The organism is Bacillus sp. M5A3_1b (assembly GCF_053345335.1).
Genome location: NZ_JBKEZY010000002.1, coordinates 160,881 through 174,144, shown reverse-complemented (window position 1 = coordinate 174,144; position 13,264 = coordinate 160,881). Strand labels below are relative to the sequence as shown.

17 protein-coding genes and 1 riboswitch are annotated in these 13,264 nt (G+C 35.2%); of the genes, 13 read left to right on the top strand and 4 right to left on the bottom strand.

The genetic code is table 11. The features are described from left to right. Positions 1–30 precede the first annotated feature (30 nt). Positions 31–903, bottom strand: a complete 873-nt coding sequence (locus tag ACLBWW_RS07090; protein ID WP_048543448.1) for an aldose 1-epimerase family protein — start codon at positions 901–903, stop codon at positions 31–33. A gap of 132 nt (positions 904–1,035) precedes the next feature. After that, positions 1,036–1,080, top strand: a riboswitch (PreQ1 riboswitch). Positions 1,081–1,086: 6 nt separating this feature from the next. Here ACLBWW_RS07090 and ACLBWW_RS07085 point away from each other — a divergent pair. The 3 genes from ACLBWW_RS07085 to ACLBWW_RS07075 all read left to right on the top strand — a co-directional run bounded on the left by ACLBWW_RS07085 (position 1,087) and on the right by ACLBWW_RS07075 (position 2,572). Further along, positions 1,087–1,575: a QueT transporter family protein gene (locus tag ACLBWW_RS07085; RefSeq protein WP_048543446.1), complete on the top strand. Its 489-nt coding sequence runs from the start codon at positions 1,087–1,089 to the stop codon at positions 1,573–1,575. 148 nt (positions 1,576–1,723) lie between these two features. Further along, positions 1,724–2,383, top strand: coding sequence for a ribonuclease H family protein (locus ACLBWW_RS07080; protein WP_048543444.1), 660 nt, complete (start codon positions 1,724–1,726; stop codon positions 2,381–2,383). A 12-nt stretch (positions 2,384–2,395) separates the two neighbouring features. Further along, positions 2,396–2,572, top strand: coding sequence for a zinc-finger domain-containing protein (locus ACLBWW_RS07075; protein WP_000358801.1), 177 nt, complete (start codon positions 2,396–2,398; stop codon positions 2,570–2,572). A gap of 33 nt (positions 2,573–2,605) precedes the next feature. On the opposite strand, the gene ACLBWW_RS07070 is transcribed toward ACLBWW_RS07075, so the two are convergent. After that, on the bottom strand, positions 2,606–2,854 hold the full coding sequence (locus ACLBWW_RS07070) for a DUF2564 family protein (protein ID WP_000534395.1): 249 nt from the start codon (positions 2,852–2,854) through the stop codon (positions 2,606–2,608). Positions 2,855–2,973: 119 nt separating this feature from the next. After that, positions 2,974–3,171, bottom strand: a complete 198-nt coding sequence (gene cspB, locus ACLBWW_RS07065; RefSeq protein ID WP_001161731.1) for a cold shock-like protein CspB — start codon at positions 3,169–3,171, stop codon at positions 2,974–2,976. 267 nt (positions 3,172–3,438) lie between these two features. Here cspB and ACLBWW_RS07060 point away from each other — a divergent pair, with 267 nt between their 5' ends. From ACLBWW_RS07060 to ACLBWW_RS07025, 8 genes are all read left to right on the top strand, one after another. Next, a complete protein-coding gene (locus ACLBWW_RS07060) occupies positions 3,439–4,167 on the top strand; it encodes a YqcI/YcgG family protein (RefSeq protein ID WP_048543442.1) in 729 nt (242 codons plus the stop codon). A gap of 138 nt (positions 4,168–4,305) precedes the next feature. Then, complete coding sequence (locus ACLBWW_RS07055; protein ID WP_000466560.1) at positions 4,306–4,938, top strand: LysE family transporter; 633 nt, start codon at positions 4,306–4,308, stop codon at positions 4,936–4,938. Positions 4,939–4,957: 19 nt separating this feature from the next. Further along, entirely contained in the window at positions 4,958–5,251 is a 294-nt protein-coding gene (locus ACLBWW_RS07050) for a hypothetical protein (RefSeq protein WP_000286360.1), read from the top strand. An 82-nt stretch (positions 5,252–5,333) separates the two neighbouring features. Further along, positions 5,334–5,963 carry a sterol desaturase family protein gene (locus ACLBWW_RS07045; protein WP_000832138.1) on the top strand — a complete coding sequence of 210 codons (630 nt, stop codon included), beginning with the start codon at positions 5,334–5,336 and terminating at the stop codon, positions 5,961–5,963. 309 nt (positions 5,964–6,272) lie between these two features. Beyond that, a complete protein-coding gene (locus ACLBWW_RS07040; protein ID WP_000817357.1) occupies positions 6,273–6,614 on the top strand; it encodes a DUF485 domain-containing protein in 342 nt (113 codons plus the stop codon). Between the two features lie 2 nt (positions 6,615–6,616). Then, the gene (locus ACLBWW_RS07035; RefSeq protein ID WP_048543439.1) at positions 6,617–8,167 is read left to right on the top strand and encodes a solute symporter family protein; all 1,551 of its coding nucleotides are present in this window, start codon (positions 6,617–6,619) and stop codon (positions 8,165–8,167) included. A gap of 180 nt (positions 8,168–8,347) precedes the next feature. Beyond that, positions 8,348–9,697, top strand: coding sequence for an aspartate aminotransferase family protein (locus tag ACLBWW_RS07030; RefSeq protein WP_062822007.1), 1,350 nt, complete (start codon positions 8,348–8,350; stop codon positions 9,695–9,697). Positions 9,698–9,748: 51 nt separating this feature from the next. After that, the gene (locus ACLBWW_RS07025) at positions 9,749–10,057 is read left to right on the top strand and encodes a DUF3986 family protein (RefSeq protein ID WP_223265741.1); all 309 of its coding nucleotides are present in this window, start codon (positions 9,749–9,751) and stop codon (positions 10,055–10,057) included. A 60-nt stretch (positions 10,058–10,117) separates the two neighbouring features. Here the strand turns inward: ACLBWW_RS07025 and ACLBWW_RS07020 are convergent, their stop codons facing one another. Continuing rightward, positions 10,118–11,281 (bottom strand): cation:proton antiporter, encoded by a 1,164-nt coding sequence (locus ACLBWW_RS07020; protein ID WP_048543422.1) that lies wholly within the window; start codon positions 11,279–11,281, stop codon positions 10,118–10,120. A gap of 722 nt (positions 11,282–12,003) precedes the next feature. On the opposite strand from ACLBWW_RS07020, the gene ACLBWW_RS07015 reads away from it, so the two are divergent. Together ACLBWW_RS07015 and ACLBWW_RS07010 are read left to right on the top strand one after the other, a co-directional pair. Continuing rightward, positions 12,004–12,132 (top strand): hypothetical protein, encoded by a 129-nt coding sequence (locus ACLBWW_RS07015; protein WP_255256191.1) that lies wholly within the window; start codon positions 12,004–12,006, stop codon positions 12,130–12,132. Further along, positions 12,132–13,262 carry an RNA-guided endonuclease InsQ/TnpB family protein gene (locus ACLBWW_RS07010; protein ID WP_098721069.1) on the top strand — a complete coding sequence of 377 codons (1,131 nt, stop codon included), beginning with the start codon at positions 12,132–12,134 and terminating at the stop codon, positions 13,260–13,262. The genes ACLBWW_RS07015 and ACLBWW_RS07010 overlap by 1 nt, the downstream gene beginning before the upstream one ends. The last annotated feature ends 2 nt before the right edge of the window (positions 13,263–13,264 follow it).

Here is a 13,264-nt window from a genome sequence, read left to right as displayed (position 1 = left end):
ATGTTTCTTTGAAGTAGGGGATAGAGTAACTTAGCCGATTGTAATACTATAACGACATGTAAATGTTTCATTCGCTTGTAAAGATTGAATTCCTTTTTTTTCCTTGAAATCTTTTGCTGGATTTACTTCATCAGCAATCCCGTACCAAGGTTCAATACATAAGAAAGGTGCGTTTTCGCCTGGTGTCCATACGCCGACAAATGGGAATCCGTCAAATTCTACTTTTACAAATTTATTATGTTTATGAGAACGAATAGAGATTTCATCCGTATTCATATTTTCAAAAATAAGCGCATCATTTTTGAATAAATCGTATGTAAGTGGTAATTCATTCGTATTTTCAGCGATTAATTGTTTTTTACTTGAAAGGTAAGGTCCTTCTAATACGCTTGTTTCTAAGCGTTCAGAACCATTAAATGATAAATGATAATCTGTAAATGATTCGCCCTCTAATAAGGGGAAGTTGAAACCAGGATGTGCTCCGATTGAGAAGAACATCTCTTTTGAAGTAGGGTTATTTACTTCATATGTTACATGAACGATTTGTCCGTCTAGCTCATAAGAAACGAGTAATTCGAATTCGTATGGGTATTTTTTTAATGTTTCTTCATTACTAGTTACAATATAAGTGATTTTCGTTTCACTTTGTTCTTGTACAGAGAATGTAAGATCACGAGCAAAGCCGTGCTGTGTTAAAGAATATGGTTTACCATCTACGTAGTATGTATTATCTACTAATCGGCCGACAATTGGGAATAAAATTGGTGAGCGGCGCCCCCAATAAGTAGAATCGCCTTGCCATAAGTATTCAGTGTTATCTTCTTTTAAGCGAACGCTTTGTAATTCTGCACCTTTGTCAGAAATGGAAACGATCACTTTTTCATTTTGAATTGTTGCTGTCATGAAGTGAAACCTCCTAAAACTTTCATATGTTTTATTATACGTTGTCTAAAAGAAAAAAGGTAGTTAATGATAGGAATCTATTGACGAGAGAGTGTGTATTGCGTAGAATATATTCTTGTTGCTTAAAAAACGAATAACGTGGTTCGAAACCATCCCACGTAAAAAAACTAAGGAGATTTTGTCATGAATATAAGAACATTAGTCGGTAATGGTATTTTAGCGGCATTATATATTGCTGTTTCTATGCTTATTCAGCCATTTGGCTTTACGAGTGTACAGTTTCGTATTTCAGAGATGTTTAATCATCTTGTTGTATTTAATAAGAAAGCAATTTACGGAATTGTATTAGGTGTATTTTTAACAAATCTCTTTTTCTCACCCATGATCGCTTACGATTTAGTATTTGGAGTAGGGCAATCTATTCTTGCATTAGTTGCAACGATTATTTCTATGCGATTTATTAAAGGTGTTTGGGCTCGTATGATTTTTAATACAGTTATTTTTACAATTACAATGTTTATGATTGCAATTGAACTTCATCTTGCATTTGATTTACCATTTATGTTGACTTGGTTAACATGTGCCGTCGGTGAATTTGTTGTCATGGCAATTGGTATGCCTGTAATGTACTGGATTAATAAACGAGTACAATTTGAAAGATTTATGCAATAGATGAAAGAGCTATTCCTATAGGGATAGCTCTTTTTGTATGTAATCATATTGAATATAATGCTGTGACTCTTGATACAATATAATAAAATAAAGTGAGGCTTTCATTAGCTGACTACATATAAGAAGTCTTATATAAGGGGAATCTAGTATGAAATATAAAATTCATTGGCTGTATAAAACAAAGAGCGGATTGCAGACGGAATTAACGACAGATTATATGAACATAGAAGATGTATTGCAATTTGCAGAGGATTTCGAGAAAACAGGAAGAGTGAAAGAACTATCATTTTATGATGAAATGGATGCAGAATGGTCATTAAAGGAAATGAAAAAGCTGAGTAAACAAGTGGAGGAAGAGCCCCAAGAAATCCTCGTTTATTTTGATGGCGGTTATGATGTACAGACGAAAGAAGCTGGAGTAGGTATATGTGTATATTATAAAAAAGGAAATACAAAATACCGAATTCGCCGTAACGCATATATAGAAGGTATATATGATAATAATGAAGCGGAATATGCATCATTACTATATGGCATGAATATACTCGAGGAATTCGGAATTAAGTATGAAGCAGTTACACTTCGCGGCGATTCTCAAGTTGTACTGCAGCAATTGGCTGGAGAATGGCCTTGTTATGATGAGCATTTAAATCATTACTTAGATCAAATTGAACAAAAAGCGAAGCAAATGAAATTAAAACTTGTATGTGAGCCGATATCTAGAAAACAAAATAAAGAAGCGCATCAATTAGCTACGCAAGCATTAGAAGGAACAGTCATTGATAGTCATAAAGAAATAACCGAATAGAGAGGTGCAAAGGTGGATAAAAAGCAACTCATTACAGAGGTAAATGACTTATTAGAAACGTATTGTGAAGGATGTTTCTTGCGAGAACATAATCGAAAGACAAATAGTAAGTATTACGCTCATTCATTTTGTATTAGGCAATGTACAGTTGGAGAAACATTGAAAAAGTATGGGGAACAGTTATCATGAAAAAACATCCAGAGAAAATTCTCTGGATGTTTTTTAGTGTCTTGCTTCGTTTAGTTGATGCTCGCATTTACTTAATTTCTTTTCCTCATTCATTAAAAATGGCTCATCTAAATCTGTCGCAACAGATTTCATAATTTCAAGCTGAGAGCGAGCGGCTTCTACAGCAGTAGTCGCATGCTCTAATGTATCTGGATCCATTGAAATTGTCGCTGATCCTACCATTTTTTGTGCTGTTTCTACACGGAATTTCACTTCTTCAAAATCATTTACTTCTGATCCCATTATTACTTCCTCCTTTGTATATTGCGCATTTCACATAGTTTTTGCTCTGTAAAACGGAAATATACAAAGGAATAACAAAGGAGGTTACCAAGTAAGGTAACCTCCTGTTATATGTTGGATTAAAGTTTTACTACGTTAGCAGCTTGAGGTCCGCGGTTTCCTTCAGTGATATCGAAAGATACTTCTTGACCTTCTTCTAAAGCTTTGTAGCCGTCACCTTGAATAGCAGAGAAATGTACGAATACATCGTCAGCGCCTTCCATTTCGATAAATCCAAAACCTTTTTCGTTGTTAAACCATTTTACTTTTCCTTGCATGTTACAATTCCTCCTAAAAACATTTGCTTTTTTTCATTTAGTGAAATTCATTTGAAAGATAATATAAACTAAAAATGCTATAATCTTGAATATTCTGCTAAATGATTAATTTAAATATACACGAATTGGTAGAAATTAGTCAAGTAAGCGATTTTATTTTTTTGTATTTTTAAATAATTTTTCAGCCGAATTTTTAAATAGGTATAGGACAGGCCGAGTATGTAATATTCTTAATTGAATGCTATACATAATGAGGTGAAAGAAAGAATGAATGAGTCTTATTTATTAGATAATGAAGGAATGAGAACGAGAACTGACATACCAAATTGGGTTGCAAAAGAATTTCAAAATTTTTCGAGTGTCGTGCTAGAACCAACTTTCCCATGTTATTTCGGCTTAACAGCTTTGAAAAAGAATGAACTTCGTTATTCATTTCTCTCTCATACTGATTGGAGTCATTTGCCACATACAATGTTATCTTTTTTAGAGTTAATGAAAGAGCGCCCAATTGTAAGAAGAGGATTCTTTCTTTTTGTGGAACCGGAATGTGAGGAACAATCACTGGAATATTATCGTGATTACTTTTGGAAAGTACTACAATATTTACATGAAAACGATGACCAAACATGGCCGAAGCAAATTCCTGAAGACCCAGACCATTACTTATGGGAATTTTCATTTGGTGGTGAACCGATATTCGCATTTGGAAATGCGCCAGCTTATAAACAACGAAAAACTAGGCATTTAGGAAATTCTCTCGTTATTGGATTTCAACCGCGTACCATCTTTGATGGATTAGAAGGGGATCGCCCTAAAGGAGCATATTCAAGGCAAACGGTCCGAGATCGAGTTGAAAAGTGGGATCAGCTGCCGAAACACCCTAACATTAGTCATTATGGTGATCCAGATCATCGCGAATGGAAACAATACTTCATAGGAGACGATGTAGAGCCGATAAAAGGAAAATGTCCTTTTCTTCATAAGTTAGAAAAGTAAGAGCCATCATCCAGATGGCTCTTTTGCATATTTTGGATAAAAAAGGGTATTTTAGTAGTAAATATTTTGATGAAAGCTAGTCTATTTTTAATCATTACATCATTACTTAATAGTAAAGGAAGTAGAAAGGATAGAGCGATGTTTGGAGCGATTATACAACAAATTGTATTAGGTATTTCATTAGCTGCGCCAGTAGGTCCGATTAATATTGAAATGTTAAAACGAGGAATTGAACGAGGTTTTTGGCATGCATGGGTTGTTGGAATTGGTGGAATGACTGCAGATATTTTGTTTATGCTTCTCATTTATTTCGGTTTATCTTCTGTGTTTATGTATACATATGTACAAGCTTTTATGTATTGCACAGGGTTTTTCTTATTATTTTATTTAGGATTTCAAAGTGTAAAACAAGGAATTTCCCACTCGAATATGGAATATAAAAAGGAAGAGGTAGGTGGCCTTAAACAATCGTTTATGGCAGGTTTTTTAATTGCGATATCCAATCCATTAAACCTTGTTTTTTGGTTTGGTATATACGGAAGTACACTTAGCTCATTGCTTACGAAGGTAACGAAACAAGAAGCCTTTTTATACAGTCTTTGTATTATCGTTGGCATTATTTTATGGAATTTAAATATTGCTTTTTCTGTCCATTTTGGCAGAACTTTATTAAAGCAAAAAGCACTTGGCTATATAACAGCGGGAGCCGGTATTATTTTAGTAGGATATTCTATCCATTTTGCATACAAAGCTTTACAGTTGTTCACATAAGATTGAAGGGGAGATTTTTATGTATCGAACCACTATTGACGGAAAAGAAATTATTATTACGTTAGCACCCAAAATCCGAAAAGAAATTACTGATAGGAATCCACTATATGAAGCGGTATTTCATAATGCAGCAAGATTACTGCAAACAAAGCAACCAACGTTTGCGCTAAATCATGAAATATTTGGGCTCATTATTGGAGAGGTACAAAGAGGAGAAGTAACAGTGTTTGCGGTGGAACATATTATTCCAAAGCAAAATATATTTGGATCGAACAATTTTTTCTCGACAATAGAGCAGCAGGCAAATTTGTAAAGTGAATAGAATAAAATAAAAAATAGAAGAAATAGTCGTAACGATATGTTGCGGCTGTTTTTTTGGAAAAGGGGGAAGGAAGATGAAGAGAGTGGGGAAAGAGTTCTTTTTACAACATGATATCGTTATTATGTATAGTATTTTATTTATTTTCATCATTATTTTAAAAATGCAATTTTTTACATGGATCGGTATGTTCGCGTGTTTGTTTGGGATTGTTTTTTATACGCTTAACGAATATATGACACATCGGTTTTTATTCCATTTAAAGCCACCTAAAAACGTATTTTTATTAAAAATGTTAAGAAGATTACATTATGATCATCATGTATATCCAGATGATTTAAAACTATTGTTTTTGCCTGTATGGTTTAGTATACCTAGCTTTACTATATATTTACTTATAGCATATGGTATAACAAAAAGTGCTACTATTACACTTTCATTCGGAATTGGAATGATTATCATGCTTCTCGTTTATGAATGGAAACATTATATTGCACATAAGCCGATTCGTCCGTTCACTAAGTTTGGAAGGTGGCTAAAAAAACAGCACATATTACACCATTATAAAAATGAAAAGTTTTGGTTTGGTGTTTCAAATCCAGTATTCGATTTCATATTTGGAACACTTAAAGATGGGAAAGACGTTGAATTAAGTGAAACAGCTCGTAATTTAGAAAAAGAGAAAAAGACAGAAGTAGTGCGATAAGCACTACTTTTTTTATTTGGAAATTTGCCGGGTGGTAAAACTCCCGCCTCACAATCCGGCAAATATGAGGAAGTTAGATGGAAGATAACTTCCTGTAAAGCTTGACTGGTGAGGAATTGAAGTGCGTAATTTTTATGTTGAAAAAGTATATTAAAAACTTAGGAGAAATTGGCGAAAAATGTCTATCGAAAAATCTTTGCAGGAATGTATGGATTGTCTAAAATAGAAATAAGTTTCTGAATATTTATAAAATTTAGTCTTTAGGTATACAAGGGGGAATTGTATTTTCGGTAAGAGAGGGGAATGGGAATGAAAAGAGATGATACATCAGCACGTAAGTTACAAAATGAAGTGAATTATACAGAGATTGTTCAGTCAGAAGAATTTCAATTGCTATTAAATACGAAAAAGAAGTTTATCGTTCCGATGAGTATTTTCTTTTTAAGCTTTTTTATTGCATTACCTATTTTAACATCGTATTCAAAGGTGCTCAATACACCAGCATTTGGGGATGTTACGTGGGCATGGGTGTTTGCATTTGCGCAATTTATCATGACGTGGTCATTATGTATGATTTATAGCAAGAAAGCAGAATCCTTTGATAAAATCTCGCAAAAAATTCTACAAGATATGCAAAAAGGGAGGGGCTAACTTTGAATGTAACCGCTTTTGCATTATTTTTAATCATCGTTCTTGGTACACTCGTCATAACTTATTTTGCATCGAAGAAAACGAAAAATGCGAGTGAGTTTTATACAGCTGGAGGGGGATTAACTGGTTGGCAAAATGGTCTGGCCATTGCGGGAGATTATATGTCTGCTGCGTCATTTCTTGGTATAGCCGGGGCGATCGCATTAACTGGATTTGATGGATTCTTTTATAGTATCGGCTTTTTAGTTGCTTATTTAGTTGTTCTATACCTTGTTGCAGAACCGCTTAGAAATTTAGGGAAGTACACGTTAGCGGATATGATTGCGGCACGTTTTGATGCGAAAAAAGTTCGCGGCGTTGCAGCGCTTAATACAATGACGATTTCGATTTTTTATATGATTGCACAATTAGTTGGGGCTGGTGCACTTATTAAATTATTATTAGGGATCGAATATACGACATCCGTTTTAATCGTTGGTACATTAATGACAGTGTACGTTATTTTTGGCGGAATGACTGCGACGAGCTGGGTACAAATTGTTAAGGCTGTATTACTTATGGCTGGTACATTTATTATTTCTGTTATCGTTTTCTCAAAATTTAATTTTAGTGTGACTGAAATGTTCGCTCAAATGAAAACAGCTACGCCATTAAAAGATTCATTTTTAAATCCAGGGGTAAAGTATAAGGATGGTCTTGATACACTGTCTTTAAATTTAGGACTAGTTCTTGGTACTGCCGGATTACCACATATTCTTGTTCGCTTTTTTACAGTACGTGATGCAAAAACGGCACGGCAATCTGTTGTGTACGCTACGTGGTTAATTGGCGCATTTTATATTATGACAATCTTCTTAGGATTTGGGGCAGCAGCATTTGTAGGGAATGAGGCGATTATGAAAGCAAACCCTGCTGGTAATATGGCAGCACCTTTATTAGCTAAAGCGTTAGGTGGAGATTTCTTATTTGCTTTCGTTTCAGCAATTGCCTTTGCAACTATTTTAGCTGTAGTGGCAGGACTTGTATTAACAGCAGCATCAGCATTCGCACATGATTTTTATAATGAAATTATTCGCAAGGGGAAATCAACGGAAAAAGAGCAAGTGTCAATGGCTCGCTATGCGTCTATTGGAGTAGCGGTATTATCCATTATACTAGCGTTATTTGCTCAAACATTGAACGTGGCATTTTTAGTTTCATTGGCATTTGCAGTTGCAGCGAGTGCAAATCTACCAGTTATATTATTCACAATATATTGGAAGCGCTTCAATACAACAGGTGCCATTTCGGGTATGGTCGTTGGTCTTGTATCAGCAATTGTTCTCGTAGCTTTAAGTCCAAATGTTTGGAACCCTGTAGCTGGAAAAGCTATATTTGTTGGGGAAGCGATATTCCCATATACGACACCTGGAATTATTTCAATTCCGCTTGGATTCCTTGCAGCATATTTAGGAACCGTGTTATCTAGTAAGAAAGAAGATGTTGCGAAATTTGATGAGATTCTTGTGAAATCTAATACAGGTCATGGTGTTAGTGATGCATCGTCACATTAAAAAGAGAAGGGCTTTTCGATATATAAGAAAAGCTCTTTTTTTCTTGTAAATATTACTGTATTGTAAGTAGGATTTTGTCTTAATTTTGTGGAATGAAAATAAGCAGGGAGAAAATTAAATCATCATGGCACCAGCGCAGCTTTTGTGAAAAATAAGTTGTTATGGAAGGTGGAAGAAATGATGAAAACGAAACAGACTGATGAATTATTAGCAAAAGATGAGCAATATGTTTGGCACGGAATGCGTCCCTTTAGTCCAAATAGTACAATGGTAGGGGCAAAAGCAGAAGGGTGCTGGGTTGAAGATATACAAGGAAAACGATATTTAGATGGTATGAGTGGTCTTTGGTGTGTGAATAGTGGATATGGCAGAAAAGAGCTCGCAGAGGCGGCTTATAAGCAATTACAAACATTATCATACTTTCCAATGTCACAATCGCATGAACCGGCTATAAAGCTTGCAGAAAAATTAAATGAATGGCTTGGAGGAGAGTATGTTATTTTCTTCTCTAATAGTGGCTCGGAAGCGAACGAAACAGCTTTTAAAATAGCAAGACAATACTATGCTCAAAAAGGTGAACCGCATCGTTATAAATTTATGTCACGTTACCGCGGGTATCATGGGAATACAATGGCAACGATGGCAGCGACGGGACAAGCACAACGTAGATATCAATATGAGCCATTTGCTTCAGGATTTTTACATGTAACGCCGCCAGATTGTTATCGTATGCCTGGAATAGAAAGAGAGAACATTTATGATGTAGAATGTGTAAAAGAAGTAGATCGCGTTATGACATGGGAATTAAGTGAAACGATTGCAGCTTTTATTATGGAACCAATTATTACGGGCGGAGGCATTTTAATGCCGCCACAAGACTATATGAAAGCTGTTCATGAAACGTGTCAAAAACACGGTGCCTTGCTCATTAGTGATGAAGTGATTTGCGGTTTCGGACGTACAGGAAAAGCATTTGGATTTATGAATTATGACGTTCAGCCAGATATTATTACGATGGCAAAAGGGATTACGAGCGCATATTTACCGTTATCAGCGACAGCTGTGAAAAAAGAAATATATGAAGCATTTAAAGGGAAGGGAGAATATGAATTCTTCCGTCATATTAATACATTTGGTGGAAATCCTGCAGCTTGTGCATTAGCGCTTAAAAACTTAGAGATTATGGAAAATGAAAATTTAATTGAGCGATCTGCACAAATGGGCTCGCTTTTATTAGAGCAATTAAAAGAAGAAATTGGAGAGCATCCACTTGTTGGGAATATTAGAGGGAAAGGTCTACTAGTTGGAATCGAACTAGTAAATGATAAAGAGACGAAAGAACCAATTGATAACGACAAAATTGCAAGTGTTGTAAATGCTTGTAAAGAAAAAGGTTTAATTATTGGACGAAACGGCATGACAACAGCAGGATATAATAACGTCTTAACATTAGCACCACCACTTGTTATTTCAAGTGAAGAAATTGCCTTTGTTGTTGGAACGTTGAAGACGGCGATGGAACGTATTTAATGAATCGAGCGAGCTGTAATATACAGCTCGCTTTTGTTTATTATGTGAAATATGATAAATTTTCAAAGGGAGGGAACTTTTATGAAGAAATATGACCCTAGTCAACATTATCACATCGGGTATTATGAAGATGGATACGATTTAGAAGTGACGGCGTACAAAAGAATAAATGAACCAGTTTGGGACGCTTATATTCCGCACTATGAGGTAGACAATTTTTATAAGAAAGTGGAGAAAATGAAGCTAGGTGAATATATAGATGATTACGGCATTATGGTGTATTCATTTCGTAATGATATTGATGATGAAGAAGCACGAATTATTTTTGAAAAATGGTTAAAAACGAATAAAATTGTTTAAAGATAAAACGAAAAAGGAGATTGCTATCTTATAAGATAGCAATCTCCTTTTTTATTAAACTTATTTACTTGCTTTCATTGCTTTATCTTTTGCACCAAAAGTGTATTTTAACATTGGTGGTGTAATCATTGTAGTTAAAATAACGACAATAACGATAGCTGTAAAGTAATCTTGTGCTAGTAGACCTGAAGAAAGTCCTGTTCCTGCGATGATAAGTGCAACTTCACCACGAGAAACCATTCCAGCACCGATAATTGCAGAAGACTTAGCGTCAAATCCAGTCATTCGTGCACCAAATCCACAACCAATTAGTTTCGTTAATACAGCGATTACTGTTAATGCTAGGATGAACCAAATTTGATTGCCAATACCGTCAAATGTAATATTCATACCGATACTAACGAAGAACACTGGAACGAACATAGCGTAAGCGATTGGTTCTACTTTCTTTTCTACTTCATGTTTGTAGTTCGTTTGAGAAATAGCGATACCAGCGGCGAAAGCACCGATAATACCAGCAATTCCTAATAGTTCGCCGAAATATGCGAATGAGAAACAGATGATAAGAGCCGCGCTCACGATAGACTCAGATACGCGTAGTGGTGATAACCAGCGCATAATCGCAGGAACACCTTTCCATCCGATTAAAATAATAGAAGCGAAGAATACAACTTTCTTCAAGATAACCATTGTTAAGTTAACATCGTCTGTACCTAAGAAGCTCATTGCAAATGCTAATAAAATAACAACAAGAATGTCATCAAATACAGCTGCGCCAAGCATAGTTGTACTTTCACGTGTTTTCATCTTTCCTAAATCACGAAGTGTTTGTACGGAAATACTAACACTTGTCGCACATAGAAGTAATCCTAAAAATACAGCATTTCCTTGTTCCATTCCCATAACAAGACCAGAAACGTAACCACCTACGAATGGTAGAATGATACCTCCAAGTGCAACAGCTAAAGAAGAATTACGATTTGCATTTAATTCCTCTAAGTCTGTTTCAAGTCCTGCCATAAACATTAAAAGAATAACACCGACATTACTTAATTGTGTTAGAAGCTCTGAATTTTCAATCCAACCTAATATAGCTGGACCGATAACGATACCGACAATTAATTTACCGAGTACAGAAGGTTGACCTAGTCTAACACTAAGGTCACCAGCAAGCTTTGTACTTAATAAAATAAGTGCAATTTGAAAGAAAAATTCGAAATCCATCGGATCCTCTCCTCATCATTTTTATTTTTATCATACGATTTCTCGGAATTTGCCTAATGAAAATATGTAAAACCCATTAAACAAAGGTCTGATTACAAGTTCTTTTGAACTCGTAATTTGAACCTGTAATTAATATATAATAAAATGTATGAAAAATCAATGAAAAAATAGCAGATTTTCATGATAGGATTCGATTTAGGTATGGAGGGTAACTAACTGTTACGATGTATTTAACCAAGTATAACGAAAGTTAATTAAATATATCAGTAAGCCGTACTAGTTAAGTGATTGGCTAGTAGTGAGGGTTAACGGCGGGCAATCCCTAAAGCTGATTGAACTACAACGTGGCTAGAAATAGCGAGCGTGAATGTCGCCGAAGCAGAAAAAATCAATCAGATCGTGCAAGGTTAAATCCTAAACATTAGAACAATGGGTCTTCCGCATCGAATCATCTAAGTTAATATTGATAAGATGAATGTTCAACGACTATTTTGTATAACTGACGAGAGTACATCACAAGCCTATGGTGGTGGAAAAATCCTCTATCTCTAAGTAGATAAACATATAGTCTGCGCTCATGTGAAAACAGGAGAAGTTCATAAGAGAACTGGCTAAGGAATTGCATCCTTAGTTGAACAAGATAAATTTTATTGAATCTATCAAACTTCATTGAATTTGTCGAACGTATGTGCTACTTTAGATTCAATGAGGTGAGAATAATAATGAAATTTTCACGAGTTAGTCAAGTATCAGAATTAACAGGTTTGCATCCGATTAGTCTCAGGAGAATGCTGGTGGAACACGCTACTATTCAGAAGAACAAATCTTTCATTAAAGGAGTTACATTCTGATGATATTGGCGAAGAAGGTCAGACTGATTCCAACGCCTGAACAAGAAAAAGTGCTTAGAAACCATGCTGGTGCTGCAAGATTTGCTTATAACTATTGTAAAAGAATGAGTGATAGATACTATAAGCTATTTGGGAAATTTGTTTCACAGTTAGATTTACAGAAACGATTTACAAAGATCAAGAAGCGAAAGAGATATGAGTGGTTACATGACATCAATGCACAGGTTCCTAAACAGGCTTCAAAAGATTTTGACAAGGCGAGGAAAAATTCGTTCGAAAAGTACAAAAATGGTTCTCACACTTCTTATAAATCCAAAAAAGATGTAATCCAAGGATTTTATGCCAATTATGAAAGGCTGATTATAGGAAAGAAAGTAGTTCATATTCAGTCTATTGGAGAAGTGAAAACAAGCCAACAACTACCAAGAAACAAAAAACCATCCAATCCAAGAGTTACCTTTGATGGTCGTCACTGGTGGATTAGTGTAGGGTTCCAAAAAGACTTTGAATTACAAGAACTAACGAACGAGTCGATTGGTGTGGATGTTGGATTAAAAGAGCTGTTTGTAGCTTCTAATGGTATGAAAGAACGAAATATAAACAAAGATGCTAAGGTTAAAAAACTTTTGAAAAGGAAAAAGTCAGCGCAAAGAGATATGTCTAGGAGATTTAAAAAAGGTGTAAAAATTCAATCTGCCGGATATGAAAAAGCGAAAGGTGAGCACCTGCGGTTATCTAGGAAAATTATGAATATCCGAAATAACCATATCCAACAAGCAACAGCTAACTTGGTGAAAACCAAACCAATGAGGATTGTTGTGGAAGACTTATCTATCTCAAACCTGTTAAAAAACAAAAAACTATCGAAAGCATTTTCATTTCAAAAATTAAACTTCTTCTTTCAATGTTTATCATACAAGTGTGAGAAGTACGGCGTTGCGTATGTAAAAGCTGATAAATGGTTCGCTTCAAGCAAGATTTGCTCATGTTGCGGCGTAAAATACGACCATTCAGTTCAATCAGAAGGACAGTGGAGTTTAAAAATACGTGAGTGGTGTTGTGTTTCCTGCAATAGCCATCACGATAGGGATGTAAATGCTGCGATAAATTTATCAAGATGGGTAAAATAAAT